Genomic DNA, 12,259 nt, shown 5'->3' on the forward strand with positions numbered 1-12,259 from the left:
TCGTCGCCTTAGCTTCGGCAGAGACCTCGGCCAGGGCAATCGGCTGAGAGTTTTCGTGATACTGGCTCCTACGGTGCCTGCCATGGAGGCCTTTCCCAGCCCAGTCGCCCTGGTGCACGAGTGGTTCACCCCCCGTTCGGTGGGCGGGGCCGAGCAGGTGGTGGAGGAGCTCGACCGGCTCCTGGCCGGCCGGGGCACCCTCCCGGCCCTGTTCGCCCTGGTGGATGGCGAGAGCTCCAGGCCCGGCAGTTGGCTGGCCGGCCGCCAGGTCCGTACCAGCTTCATTCAGCGGCTCCCCTGGGGGGTGAGCCATGTGCAGCAGTACCTGCCGCTGCTGCCGCTGGCGATCGAGCAGCTCGACCTCTCCGGCCATCCCCTGGTGATCAGCAGCAGCCACCTGGTGGCCAAGGGGGTGCTCACGGGTCCGGACCAGCTGCATGTCAGCTATGTGCACACCCCGGCCCGCTACGCCTGGGATCAGATGCACACCTACCTGGAGCGCTCGGCCCTGGCCCGCGGGCCCCTGGGCCCCCTGGTGCGGTTGCAGCTGCACCAGCTGCGCCAGTGGGACGTGGTCAGCAGCGCCCGGGTGGATGCCCTGGTGGCCAACTCCCGCTTCACCGCCCGCCGCATCCGCAGTTTCTGGCGCCGTCGCGCCCACGTGCTGCCGCCCCCGGTGGCGGTGGAGCGCTTCCGCTGGGATCAGCCCCGGGACGACGTCTATGTGAGCCTCTGCCGGCTGGTGCCCAACAAGCGGGTGGATGTGGTGGTGGAGGCCTTCAAGCGCACCGGCCTGCCCCTGGTGGTGCTGGGCGACGGTCCTGAGCGGCGGCGGCTGGAGGCGATGGCGGGCCCGGCCACCCGCTTCCTCGGTCGCCTGCCGGATCAGGAGACCGCCGCCTGGCTGGAGCGGGCCCGGGCCTATGTGTACGCCGGCCTGGAGGATTTCGGCATCGCGCCGGTGGAGGCCATGGCCGCCGGTGCCCCGGTGATCGCTTTCGGGCAGGGCGGGGTGCTCGACAGCGTGCGCTGCCTCAGCGACGGCGAAGCCGCCCCCACCGGTCTGCTGTTCCCGGAGCAGACCGCCGCCAGCCTGGCGGCGGCCCTAGAGCACTTCGAGGCGGGCCGGCTGTGGCGATCCCTGCCGGCGGAGGGGCAACGGTGCCGGGCCGAACGCTTCGCGCCCCCGCTCTTCCGGCGCCGCATGGACACCCTGCTCGACCAGCTCTGGCAGCAGCACCGACGCCGCCTCCGCCGTCCTGTGCCTCTGGTCTGAGTGGCCCTCCGCCATGGAGTTCGGCACGCGCTGATCCTTAACTTCTTCTAACGAACCCGTCCCCCATGCTCTCTTCCATCGGGACCCCCTACGCCTCTCGGCAGCTTGTGACGGCTCAGGCGCAGGTGCTCACCGCGGAAGAACTGATCGCCTTCCAGTCCAAGCGCGACCGCGTCATCAAGCGCGGCGGCGACATCCTTTTTTCTCTCGCCGTGCTCACCCTCGGGTCGCCGGTGCTGCTCACCCTGGCCTTGCTGGTGAAGGTCACCTCCCGCGGGCCGGTGTTCTACGTGCAGCAACGGGTGGGCCGCGATTACCGCAGCTTCGGTTGCATCAAGTTCCGCACCATGCGGCGGGACGCCGATCGGCTGCTCTCCAAGCTGCTGGCCGAATCTCCGGACCTGGATGAGGAGTTCCGCAATGATTTCAAGCTGAAGAACGACCCCCGCATCACCCGTCTGGGCAAGTTCCTGCGCCGCTCCAGCCTCGATGAACTGCCCCAGTTCCTCAATGTGCTCCGCGGTGAGATGAGCGTGGTGGGCCCCCGTCCGATCGTGAAGAGCGAACTTGAGCGCTACGGCAGCCGCATGGATGAAGTGCTGGCGGTGCGTCCCGGCCTGACGGGCCTGTGGCAGGTGTCCGGCCGCAACAACCTCAGCTACCCCGAGCGGGTCCGGCTGGATGTCCGTTACGCCCGCCGCCGCACCCTGCTGATGGATCTGCGCATCATCGTGCGCACGATCGGCGTCATGCTCGACCCCCGCGACCGCGGCGCCTACTGAGCTCTGGGGCCTGCCCCGTCGCCTCAGCGAGGTGCCCATGCGCCATCGAACAGGGCCAGGGCCGGCAGGGCCACCAGCAGCCAGAGCAGTTGCAGCCGGTCGCCCAGGGCCAGGATCCGCTCCACCCCGGCGCGGTCGGGGGGGCGGCCATCAGCGGCCAGGGTGGGCTTGAGGCGCACCCCATCGGCGTAGACGTTGGCCCCGCCCAGCCGTACGCCGGCAGCATGGGCGAAGGCCGCTTCTGATACGCCGGCATTGGGGGAGGGGTCGGGGGCCCCGTCCCGCAGGGCCGCCCGCAGCCAGGGGACCGTCTGCCGGGGTCGGCCCGCGGCCAGGGGCAGGCTGAGGGCCACCAGCCGGGTGGGCAGCCAGGTGAGCAGGTCGTCGAGGCGGGCGCCGGCGGTGCCCAGCCAGCGCAGCCGCCCATGGCGATAGCCCAGCATCGAATCGAGGGTGCTGGCGGCCTTGAAGCCCCAGGCCAGGGCGAGGGGGCCCGGCAGTGGCAAGGACGGCAGGGGCGGCCCCAGCTGCAGCAGCGCCGCCCCGGCCAGCATCCAGAACAGCGGCGCGAACAGGCCATCGACGGCGTTTTCGGCGGCGGTTTCGGCGGCGGCCCGCAGGATCTCCGCCTCCGGCAGGTGGCTCACCTGGCGGCCCACGATCCGGGCGAGGCGCGCCCGGGCCAGGGGCAGGTCGGGCAGCGCCACCAGCACGGCCCGCACGGCCCGCCCCAGGCTGCCGCCCGCCAGGGCGCTGGCCAGGCCCAGCACCAGCAGCGGCACCCCCACTGCAGGAAGCCGGCGGGCGAGGATCTCCAGGCCCCAGCCCGCCAGGCCGCTGGCGCCCACCACCAGCAGGGTGAGCAGCAGTCCCCCCCGTCGCAATCGCCGGGGGACGTCGCCGGCCCAGGCCTCCACGGCCCGGCGCAGGCCGGTGATGGCCCAGCCCATCGCCTGCACGGGATGCGGCGACCACAGGGGGTCGCCCACCAACCGGTCGAGCCCGCAGGCGAGCAGCACAAGCAGGGCCGGGCTCAATGCCGGTGTCGCTGCAGCAGGGGCAGCAGCACACCCGCCCCAAGGAAGGCCGCCAGCTGGATCGGCAGGCTGGCCCCCAGGCCGATCAGCTGGGCGACCAGCCCCATCCCCAGACTGCCGGCCAGGCCCCCCAGGGCCGAGGAACGCTCCAGGACGATCCAGTTCTGCTGCAGGTCGCCGGCCGGATCGACGCCGAGGGCCAGGCGCGCATCGGCCACGGCGGCCAGCAGGCCGAAGGGCACGAACAGCAGCACGGCCCCCCAGCCGCCGACGAACTGGGTCGCCACCAGCACGGCAGCCATCAGCAGGTAGGGCAGGCGCGGCGGCAGCCGCAGGCCCCAGGCTTCGGCGCCGGTGCGGCCCAGGCCGTAGGCCGTCAGCAGCAGGCCGAAATCGAAGCAGCTGCCCGCTGCCTGCTGGCGCACCCACAGGGGCAGCAGGGCGAACAGGCCGCCGAGCAGCAGCCCCTGCAGCACCCCGCCCGCTTCCAGGCGCCAGGGGGCCGGCTCCACCGCAGTGGAGGCCGCCGCTGCCGCCGCCCTCGCATCGCCCTCGCGGCGCTCCGCCCGGAAACCGCCGCCCTGTAGGGCGGCGACGAGCGGTGCCAGGGGCAGCAGCAGCACCAGGGCGCCGCCGAACTGGAGCAGGGCCTTGCCGATGGGAAACAGCAGCGCCGTGAGCAGGTTGCCCGCCAGGCGGCCCGCTTCGGCGCCGGCCCGCAGCTCGCCGATCGGCACCCCACCGCGGCCATGGAGTAGGCGCTGCAGCGGTTCCTGGCCCAGGCGCAGGCCCACGGCCAGCAGGGCGATGGCCAGCAGGGGGGCCAGCACGGAGCGGCCCAGCAGGCCCGCCGCCACGGCCAGCAGCAGCAGCAGGCTGAGCACCTGGAACAGGGAGCCGAGCCGGATCCGCTGGGGCAGGGGCAGCAGCAGCGGCAGGGTGGCCAGGGCCGGCAGCACCCCGTTCACCAGCGGCGACGGGGTGAGGCCGCTGAGCAGCCAGGCGGTGGCGCCGATGGCCAGGGTGCCGCTGGCCTGGCTGCTGCTCCAGGCGAGGGTCAGCAGGCGCCGGCGCATCGGCAGGGGATCAGGCGGCCTTGAGCCAGCTGAACATGGAGCGCAGCCCCTTGCCCACCTGCTCGATCGGATGGGCGGCATCGCGCTCGCGGGCCTTGGCCATCTCGGGCTTGCCCGCGTCGCACTCGGCCACGAAGTTGCGGGCGAAGGTGCCGTCCTGGATGTCGGCCAGGATGCGCCGCATCTCCGCCTTGGTGTCGGCGGTGATCAGCCGGGGCCCGCTGACGTAGTCGCCGTACTCGGCGGTGTTGGAGATCGAGTCGCGCATGGCGGTGAGGCCGCCCTTGACCATCAGGTCGACGATCAGCTTCACCTCATGCAGGCACTCGAAGTAGGCCAGCTCGGGCTGGTAGCCCGCTTCCACCAGGGTCTCGAAACCGGCCTTCACCAGTTCGCTCAGACCGCCGCAGAGCACGGCCTGCTCACCGAACAGGTCGGTTTCGGTCTCCTCCTTGAAGTTGGTTTCGAGGATGCCGGCGCGGGTGCCGCCGATCCCCTTGGCGTAGGCCATTGCCAGGGCGCGGGCGTTGCCGGAGGCGTCCTGCTGGATGGCGAACAGGGCGGGCACGCCCTGGCCGTTCTGAAACTCCCAGCGCACGGTGTGACCGGGCCCCTTGGGGGCGATCATCACGACGTCCACGTCGGCGGGGGGCTGGATCAGCCCGAAGCGGATGTTGAAGCCGTGGGCGAAGCTCAGCACCTTGCCCGCGCTGAGGTGGGGGGCGATCTCGGTGGCGTAGACGGCCTTCTGGGCCTCATCCGGCAGCAGCACCATGATCCAGTCGGCCTTGGCGCAGGCGTCGGCCACGCTCAGCACCTCGAGGCCATCGGCGCGGGCCTTGGCGGCGGAGCGGCTGCCGTCGTAGAGGCCCACCACCACGTTGACACCGCTGTCCTTGAGGTTCAGGGCGTGGGCATGGCCCTGGGAGCCGTAGCCGATGATGGCCACCGTCTTGCCGTTCAGCAGGCTGAGGTCGGCGTCGGAGTCGTAGAAGAGCTGGGCCATTCCGGGCGGCGGGCAGGGCAAACGCAGACTTTAGGTGTGCGTCCGCACGGGCCTCAGCCGCCGGAGGCCTCCGAGGGGTGGGCGATCACCCGGTCGATCAGGCCGTACTCCTTGGCTTCGGCGGCGCTGAGGAAGTAGTCGCGGTCGGTGTCCTTGGTGACCTTCTCCAGGGACTGGCCGCACATCCCGGCCAGGGACTGGTTGAGCATGTCCTTGATGCGCAGGATCTCCCGCGCCTCGATCTCGATGTCGCTGGCCTGGCGCTGGCTGGTGCCGCCCAGGGGCTGGTGGATCATGATCCGGCTGTGGGGCAGCGCCAGCCGCTTGCCCTTGGTGCCGGCCGCCAGCAGGAAGGCGCCCATGGAGGCCGCCAGGCCGACGCAGATCGTCACCACGTCGGACTTGACGTACTGCATGGTGTCGTAGATCGCCAGGCCGGCGGTCACCGAGCCGCCGGGCGAGTTGATGTACAGGTAGATCGGCTTGGAGCTGTCATCGGAGTCGAGGTACAGCATCTGGGCCACCAGGCTGTTGGCGATCCCGTCGGTGACCTCCTGGCCCAGGAACAGGATGCGCTCCACCCCGAGGCGGGTGTAGATGTCGACCCAGCGCTCGTACTGGCTGCCGGGGAGACGGTAGGGAACGCTGGGGGTGCCGATGGGCATGGCGGGAAGGCTCCCGTTCGGAGCCGGAGAGAGGAGGTGGTGGACAGGGGCGGCCTGGGGGCCGGGTGGGGGTGAGGGGCGGTGCCCTCCGGTGGGCTCAGCCCAGCGGGTGCGTCACGCCACCGGGGTGGCCGTCGGCAGCTCCTTGCGGCTGGTCAGCACCCGGTCGATCAGGCCGTAGGCCTTGGCCTCCTCGGCGGTCAGGTAGGTCATCCGGTCGGAGTCGCGGGAGAGCGCGTCGATGCTCTTGCCCGTGTTCTCCGAGAGGATCTCCAGCATGCTGTGCTTGTTGTGCAGCACTTCCTTCGCCCGGATCTGGATGTCGCTGGCCTGGCCGCGGGCGCCCGAGCGGGGCTGGTGCAGCACGATCGAGGCGTGGGGCAGGGCGGCCCGCTGGCCCTTGGTGCCGGCCGAGAGGATCATGGCGGCGGTGCCCATGGCCTGGCCGATGCAGATCGTGTGCACCGGCGGCTTGACATAGCGCAGGGTGTCGCAGATGGCGAAGGCTTCGGTCTCGAAGCCGATCGCATCGCCGGAGTACCAGCTGGTGCCGGTGGAGTTGATATAGAAGAAGATCGGCTTCTCCGGGTTGTCGAACTCCAGGTAGAGCAGCTGGGCGATGATCAGCTCGGTGACGTCGATGCCCATCTGACGCTTGGCGTCGTCGTCGGAGAAGAGGGGCAGCCCCAGATACACGATCCGCTCCTTGAGCAGCAGGGACGGCAGATCCGGCGGCGGTGTGCGCATCACCGCGGAATCGCCGTAATAGGGGGCCGACACCGTCATCCGCGCTCACCAGCAGTCGTGAGGCAGGAGCCTAGCCGGGGCCAGGAGGCTGGTGCTCCTGCAAGGCGACGGGTTTCCCGCCCTGCTTGTCGGGACCCCGGCCGTTGCCCCGTTCGCCGGGCCGTTCCGGGCTGCGGTCGCAGCGGGCGAACACCATGCGGCCGGTGGGGGTCTGCAGGGCTCCGGTGACGGTGACGGGCAGCCGTTCGCCGATGCGGCGCCGGGCATCCTCCACCACCACCATGGTGCCGTCCTCCAGGTAGCCGACGCCCTGGTCGGCCTCCTTGCCCTCGCGCACGATCTTGAGCTGCAGGCCATCCCCCGGCTGCACCTCGGGGCGCAGGGCGATGACCAGTTCGCTGAGGTTGAGCACCCGCAGCTCCTGCACCTGGGCCACCTGGGCCAGGTTGAAGTCAGCGGTGAGCAGGGTGCCGCCGGTGTCGGCGGTGAGCTTGAGCAGCTTGTCGTCGGCGCCGTTGCCGCTGTAGCGGGTGCTGTTGACCACCAGCCGGCGGCCGTAGTTCTCCCGCAGTTCGGTGAGCAGCTTCAGGCCACGCCGTCCCTTGGCGCGCTTCTCGCCGTTGGAGGAGTCGGCCAGGGCCTGGAGTTCATCGATCACGGCCTGGGCGACGATCACCTGGCCCTCCAGGAGCCCGGAGGCCAGCAGACCGCGGATGCGGCCGTCGATGATGACGCTGGTGTCGAGGATCTTGGCGCTGGCGGGCAGCAGCACCCCATCGGCCACCAGCAGGGCCTCGGTGCTGGCCGGGTTGAACAGGCGCAGCAGGGTGCGGCCGTGCACCTCCGCCAGGTTGTAGCCCAGCACCCCGAAGAAGACGTTGCTGAGCACCGCCGCCAGCGGCTTGACCAGCACCACCTCCCAGGGCAGGGGCAGCAGCAGGATCGGCGCCAGCAGCAGGTTGGCCACCAGCAGGCCCAGGATCAGTCCCACCGCCCGGCTGATCAGCAGGTCGGTGGGCATGCTGCGCACCTGGGCCATCAGGCGCCGCCGCAGCTGCTGGAAGAAGATGCCGGCGATCAGCCCGAAGAAGGCGCCGAAGCCCCCCATCACGGAGCGCAGACCTTCCTGGTTGGTCACCTCCAGCAGCAGCTGTTCCGGCAGCAGGTCAACCCCGAGCCAGCCGGTGGCTGCCCCTGAGATCAGGAACAGCAGCAAGATGAGGGTGTCCACCATGCTTCGAAGTCCCGACGCCTCGGCCGCCCGGCAGGTATGGAAAGAAGCTTGGCTGATCTTCCGCCGTTTGGGTCCCAGGGATTACCGCCCGTGATGGATCCCCGATCCGCCTACGTCCACATTCCCTTCTGCCACAGGCGCTGCTTCTACTGCGATTTCCCGGTGGTGCCCCTGGGGGATCGGGCCGACGGGGCCTCCTCCGGCTCGATCGCCGCCTACCTGCCCCTGCTGCACCAGGAGATCGCCACCGCCCCGTCCGGTCCGCCCCTGGCGACCGTCTACCTCGGTGGCGGCACCCCCTCGATGCTGACCGGCGCCCAGGTGGCCGACATCCTGCAGGCCCTGGAGGGCCGCTACGGACTGGCCCCGGGGGCGGAGCTGAGCCTGGAGCTGGATCCGGCCAGTTTCGATCAGGCCCGGCTGGCCGACTACCTGGCCGCGGGCATCAACCGGGTCAGCCTGGGCGGCCAGAGCTTCGACGACCGGGTGCTGGCGGACCTGGGCCGGCGCCACCGGGGGGCGGACCTTCGGGAGGCGGCCGGCTGGCTGCGCCGGGCCCGGCGCCGGGGGGAGCTGGCCAGCTGGAGCCTGGATCTGATCCAGGGGTTGCCCCGGCAGGGCCTGGCCCACTGGGACGGCCAGCTGGCCGAGGCCATCGCCCTGGAGCCCCCCCACCTGTCGGTGTACGACCTGAGCATCGAGTCCGGAACGGTCTTTGAGCGGCGCCTGGCCCTGGGGCAGCTCGCCCTGCCGCCGGAGGATCTGGCCGCCGACCTGATGGACCTGACCTGGGGCCGGCTCACCGCCGCCGGCTACGGCCACTACGAGGTGTCCAACTTCGCCCTGCCCGGCCACGCGTCACGCCACAACCGCGTCTACTGGAGCGGTGCCGGCTGGTGGGGGTTCGGCATGGGGGCCACCGGCGCCCCCCGCGGCCGCCGGCGGGCCCACCCCCGCACCCGGGCCGGCTATGCGGAGATGCTGGCGTCAACCGCGGCGCTGGGCGGGGAGGCCGAGGGCGTGGCGGAGGAGGACGGCATGCCCTTCGACGAGCGGCTGATGGTGGGGCTGCGCTGCCGGGAGGGGGTGAATCTGGAGCGCCTCGCCCGCCAGGAGCGCCTGGCCCCCTCGCTCCTCGACGGGCTGCGCCAACGGCTCGGGGACTATGAGCGCCGCGGCCTGCTGCGCGTCGAGGGGCCCCGCTGGCGGCTGGCGGATCCGGAGGGGCTGGCCCTCAGCAATGGGGTGCTGCGGGAGATGCTGGCCTGGTGGCAGGAGCTGGAACGGCCTTCGCCCCAGCCGTACCGGGCCCCTGCTCCCTGACCCAGCGGCCCAGGACGTCCACCGCCAGGGACCGGCCCTGCAGCAGCGGCGGGCTGAAGGGGGGCTGGCGGGCCGTGAGCCCCAGCAGGTCGGCCGTCACCCGCACCTGGCCGTCGCAGCCGTCACCGGCGCCGATGCCGATCACCGGTACCGCCAGGCTGGCGCTCAGCTCCGTGGCCAGCTCCGCCGGCACATGCTCGAGCACCAGGGCGAAACAGCCGGTCTCCTGCAGGGCCAGGGCCCGCCGCCGCAGCCGCTCCTGGCTGACCGGATCGCCGGCCTGGCGGCGGTAGCCCAGCTGATGCACCGACTGGGGGGTCAGCCCCAGGTGGCCCATCACCGGAATGCCGCTGCGCACCATCCGGTCGATCACGGCTAGGGTCTCGGGTTCGGCACCCTCCAGCTTGACCGCCACGGCGGGGGTCTCCTTCAGCACCCGGCCCGCCGCCGCGACGGCGGCATCGGCGCCGCACTGGTAGCTGAGGAAGGGGAGGTCGCAGATCAGCAGTGGCGGATCCTGGGGCGCCGCCGCCGCCAGGCCCCGGCCGGCGGCCCGGCAGTGGTGGAGCATCTCCTCCAGGGTCACCGGCAGGGTGGTGGCGTGGCCCAGCACCACCATGGCCAGGGAGTCGCCCACCAGTACCGCATCCACCCCGGCGCCGGCCACCACGGCGGCGGAGAGGGCGTCCCAGGCGGTGAGCACGGTGATCGGCAGGCCCGCCTGCTTGCGCCGTGTCAGATCAGCGGGTCGCAGGGGCACGGCACGGGGGGTCGCAGGGGGCATTGCTAGCATCGACCCGACTCGGACCCACGCGGCTCTGACGCCCAAATCTGGTCAGGACCGGAAGGGAGCAGCCACACGGGATGCTCAGGGCAGGCGTGGACTCCGGGTCACCCTCTTCCAACCGGGAGTCAGTCGACCCGGTTCTGGCGGTTGATCAGGAACGGCGGGATCATGGCCCCCCGCTCCTCGGGCGTGTGGGTGAGGGTGTCGGCGAAGCTGGCGGCGGGGCGCTCCGGCCGGTAGTGGCCGCCGCTCTGGAAGCCGGTGGCGATCACCGTGACGTGGATCTCCCCCTCCAGGGATTCGTCCACCACGGCGCCCACGATGATGTTGGCGTCGGGATCGACCACGTCGTAGATCACCTCCGAGGCGGTGGTCATGTCCTCCAGGGTCATGTCCTTGCCGCCGCTGATGTTGATGACGCAGCCGTTGGCCCCGTCGATGCGGGCCGACTCCAGCAGGGGGCTGCTCATGGCGGCCTGGGCCGCCTCGATGGCCCGTGAGCGGCCGGAGCCCACGCCGATGCCCAGCAGGGCGGTGCCGGCGTCGGCCATCACCGAGCGGATGTCGGCGAAGTCGACGTTCACCAGGCCGGGCCTGGTGATGATGTCGGTGATGCCCTTGACGCCCATCCGCAGCACGTCGTCGGCGGCGCGGAAGGCCTCCTGCAGCGGCGCCCCGGCGATGGCGTCCCGCAGGCGGTCGTTGGGAATGATGATCAGCGTGTCGACATGCTCGGCCAGGCGGGCGATGCCTTCCTCCGCCTGCCGCAGCCGCTTGCGGCCCTCGAAGCCGAAGGGTTTGGTGACGATGCCCACGGTGAGAGCGCCGCATTCCTTGGCCACCTCGGCCACGATCGGCGCCGCGCCGGTGCCGGTGCCGCCGCCCATGCCGGCGGCGATGAAGACGAGGTCGGCGCCTTCCAGGGACTGCTGCAGGTCGGCCCGGGATTCCTCGGCCGCCTTCTGGCCGATCACCGGGTTGCCGCCGGCCCCCAGGCCCCGGGTGAGCTTCTGGCCCAGCTGGATGCGCTGGCCCGCGGCCGACTGCAGCAGGGCCTGGGCGTCGGTGTTGAGCACCCGGTAGCCCACCCCGTTGAGGTCGGTGGCGATCATCCGGTTGACCGCGTTGCTGCCGCCTCCCCCCACGCCGATCACCTCGATCCGGGCCGACTGGCTCGGGACGATCCCGTTGCTGCTGGGCGAGATCTGGCTCATCGCGTGGGGCTCCTGCGGGGACGAAAGATCGACGTGGTATGGGCGGTCCTGATCGCGCGACATCGCGGGAGGGGGAGTGTGGCCGTTGATCTGCGGCTGCATTATGTCGGTGGCCAGCTCAGCCAGAGTTGCCGATAGATCACATTGGACCGAATCTCAGCAGGGCGCAACGGCCTGTGAGGATTGTCTGGCTGGGTGCCGCGCGCCCCCAGCCCACACAACAGCCCTCACTGGGTGCCGGCGGGAGCGGGGCGGGGCGATCCGGTGGCGGGCCCGGGGCGAGGGGGCGGCGAGGGCCGGGCCGCTGAACCGCTGCCCCCCCTGTTGCCCAGGCTCAGTTCCGGCTGCTCCGGATCGGTCAGATCGATCAGCTGGGGCGGGGCCCCCTTCATGGTGGCCGGCAGGGTGCGGCTGAGGTGGGCCACCACCTCCAGCCGTCGGGGCAGCCGGGCGTCCGGGGGGCCCAGGCGCACCCGGCCCAGCTGGCTGGTGCTGAGCCAGAGGCTGCCGTCCGGCTCGAAGCGGATCTCCCGCAGGCCCGGTCCCAGCACCTCACGCTCCTTCAGCACCTGGGCCAGGGCCGACCGGTGGCGGGCGTTCCAGCCGACGACCAGCAGGGACAGGTCCCCCTGGCTGCGGATGCCCATGTGCTGGCGGATGCTGATCCAGTTGCCGAGGCCATCGACGAAGCCCATCTCCGGGCCGCGGTCGGTGCGGCGCACCGCCCGGGCCACCGCCTCCCGGTCCTTCAGCTCCACCCGAAGCCGCGGCGGCAGCATCAGCCGGCTCACCTTCACCTGCTCCACCGGCAGGGCCCCCATCAGGTCGCTGGCCACCAGTCGGGGCTGCAGGGCCATCAGGGGCTGGGGGAAGCGCAGGCCCGCCGCTGTGATCACCTGGTCGCGACTGACCACGGCGCTGCCGAGCACCTCCACCTGGTTCGGTTCCCGCAGGGTCCAGCCCTGCCGCAGCAGCAGGTAGCCCAGGCCGACGGACATGCCGCTGAAGACCAGGATCCGCCACAGCTGGCGCAGCCGCTCGCCGCGGCGCTGACGTCGCAGTTCCTTGCGGCGCAGCACACCTGGCGGCAACGGCGCTCCCGGCGACGGCGT

General features: G+C 71.7%; 12 protein-coding genes and 1 other RNA gene. 4 read left to right on the forward strand and 9 right to left on the reverse strand.

Annotated elements, in window-relative coordinates; all coding sequences use genetic code 11:
- The first annotated feature begins 82 nt into the window (after positions 1-82).
- Positions 83-1,276: a glycosyltransferase gene (locus VB738_RS09490; protein WP_323305521.1), complete on the forward strand. Its 1,194-nt coding sequence runs from the start codon at positions 83-85 to the stop codon at positions 1,274-1,276.
- Between the two features lie 65 nt (positions 1,277-1,341).
- The gene (locus tag VB738_RS09495) at positions 1,342-2,058 is read left to right on the forward strand and encodes a sugar transferase (RefSeq protein ID WP_323305522.1); all 717 of its coding nucleotides are present in this window, start codon (positions 1,342-1,344) and stop codon (positions 2,056-2,058) included.
- 23 nt (positions 2,059-2,081) lie between these two features.
- On the opposite strand, the gene cbiB is transcribed toward VB738_RS09495, so the two are convergent.
- The 6 genes from cbiB to VB738_RS09525 all read right to left on the reverse strand — a co-directional run bounded on the left by cbiB (position 2,082) and on the right by VB738_RS09525 (position 7,823).
- Complete coding sequence (gene cbiB, locus VB738_RS09500) at positions 2,082-3,095, reverse strand: adenosylcobinamide-phosphate synthase CbiB (RefSeq protein WP_323305523.1); 1,014 nt, start codon at positions 3,093-3,095, stop codon at positions 2,082-2,084.
- The gene (locus VB738_RS09505; protein ID WP_323305524.1) at positions 3,092-4,171 is read right to left on the reverse strand and encodes a hypothetical protein; all 1,080 of its coding nucleotides are present in this window, start codon (positions 4,169-4,171) and stop codon (positions 3,092-3,094) included. The genes cbiB and VB738_RS09505 overlap by 4 nt, the downstream gene beginning before the upstream one ends.
- A 10-nt stretch (positions 4,172-4,181) precedes the next feature.
- Positions 4,182-5,177 carry a ketol-acid reductoisomerase gene (gene ilvC / locus VB738_RS09510; RefSeq protein WP_323305525.1) on the reverse strand — a complete coding sequence of 332 codons (996 nt, stop codon included), beginning with the start codon at positions 5,175-5,177 and terminating at the stop codon, positions 4,182-4,184.
- 53 nt (positions 5,178-5,230) lie between these two features.
- Complete coding sequence (locus VB738_RS09515) at positions 5,231-5,842, reverse strand: ATP-dependent Clp protease proteolytic subunit (protein WP_094587343.1); 612 nt, start codon at positions 5,840-5,842, stop codon at positions 5,231-5,233.
- A 114-nt stretch (positions 5,843-5,956) separates the two neighbouring features.
- A complete protein-coding gene (locus VB738_RS09520; RefSeq protein ID WP_323305526.1) occupies positions 5,957-6,628 on the reverse strand; it encodes an ATP-dependent Clp protease proteolytic subunit in 672 nt (223 codons plus the stop codon).
- Between the two features lie 31 nt (positions 6,629-6,659).
- Positions 6,660-7,823, reverse strand: a complete 1,164-nt coding sequence (locus tag VB738_RS09525) for a PIN/TRAM domain-containing protein (protein ID WP_323305527.1) — start codon at positions 7,821-7,823, stop codon at positions 6,660-6,662.
- Between the two features lie 93 nt (positions 7,824-7,916).
- Between VB738_RS09525 and hemW the strand changes: the two genes are divergently transcribed.
- A complete protein-coding gene (gene hemW, locus VB738_RS09530) occupies positions 7,917-9,146 on the forward strand; it encodes a radical SAM family heme chaperone HemW (protein ID WP_323305528.1) in 1,230 nt (409 codons plus the stop codon).
- Here the strand turns inward: hemW and panB are convergent.
- Positions 9,058-9,900 carry a 3-methyl-2-oxobutanoate hydroxymethyltransferase gene (gene panB, locus VB738_RS09535; protein ID WP_323305678.1) on the reverse strand — a complete coding sequence of 281 codons (843 nt, stop codon included), beginning with the start codon at positions 9,898-9,900 and terminating at the stop codon, positions 9,058-9,060. The two genes, hemW and panB, sit on opposite strands and share 89 nt — an antisense overlap.
- 45 nt (positions 9,901-9,945) lie before the next feature.
- Between panB and ffs the strand changes: the two genes are divergently transcribed.
- An RNA gene (gene ffs, locus VB738_RS09540) (signal recognition particle sRNA small type) lies at positions 9,946-10,042 on the forward strand.
- Between the two features lie 16 nt (positions 10,043-10,058).
- Here ffs and ftsZ read toward each other — a convergent pair.
- Entirely contained in the window at positions 10,059-11,147 is a 1,089-nt protein-coding gene (ftsZ, locus tag VB738_RS09545) for a cell division protein FtsZ (protein WP_015108978.1), read from the reverse strand.
- A 227-nt stretch (positions 11,148-11,374) separates the two neighbouring features.
- Positions 11,375-12,238, reverse strand: coding sequence for a cell division protein FtsQ/DivIB (locus VB738_RS09550; RefSeq protein WP_323305529.1), 864 nt, complete (start codon positions 12,236-12,238; stop codon positions 11,375-11,377).
- Positions 12,239-12,259: the final 21 nt, after the last annotated feature.

Source organism: Cyanobium gracile UHCC 0139 (assembly GCF_034931325.1).
Taxonomy (GTDB): Bacteria; Cyanobacteriota; Cyanobacteriia; order PCC-6307; family Cyanobiaceae; genus Cyanobium; species Cyanobium gracile_B.

What these genes read in the sequence shown, in the direction of transcription:
- VB738_RS09490 (WP_323305521.1), top strand. Translation starts at nt 83, where the DNA reads ATGGAGGCCTTTCCCAGCCCAGTCGCCCTGGTGCACGAGTGGTTCACC.
- VB738_RS09495 (WP_323305522.1), top strand. Translation starts at nt 1,342, where the DNA reads ATGCTCTCTTCCATCGGGACCCCCTACGCCTCTCGGCAGCTTGTGACG.
- VB738_RS09505 (WP_323305524.1), bottom strand. Translation starts at nt 4,171, where the DNA reads ATGCGCCGGCGCCTGCTGACCCTCGCCTGGAGCAGCAGCCAGGCCAGC.
- ilvC (WP_323305525.1), bottom strand. Translation starts at nt 5,177, where the DNA reads ATGGCCCAGCTCTTCTACGACTCCGACGCCGACCTCAGCCTGCTGAAC.
- VB738_RS09515 (WP_094587343.1), bottom strand. Translation starts at nt 5,842, where the DNA reads ATGCCCATCGGCACCCCCAGCGTTCCCTACCGTCTCCCCGGCAGCCAG.
- VB738_RS09520 (WP_323305526.1), bottom strand. Translation starts at nt 6,628, where the DNA reads ATGACGGTGTCGGCCCCCTATTACGGCGATTCCGCGGTGATGCGCACA.
- VB738_RS09525 (WP_323305527.1), bottom strand. Translation starts at nt 7,823, where the DNA reads ATGGTGGACACCCTCATCTTGCTGCTGTTCCTGATCTCAGGGGCAGCC.
- hemW (WP_323305528.1), top strand. Translation starts at nt 7,917, where the DNA reads ATGGATCCCCGATCCGCCTACGTCCACATTCCCTTCTGCCACAGGCGC.
- ftsZ (WP_015108978.1), bottom strand. Translation starts at nt 11,147, where the DNA reads ATGAGCCAGATCTCGCCCAGCAGCAACGGGATCGTCCCGAGCCAGTCG.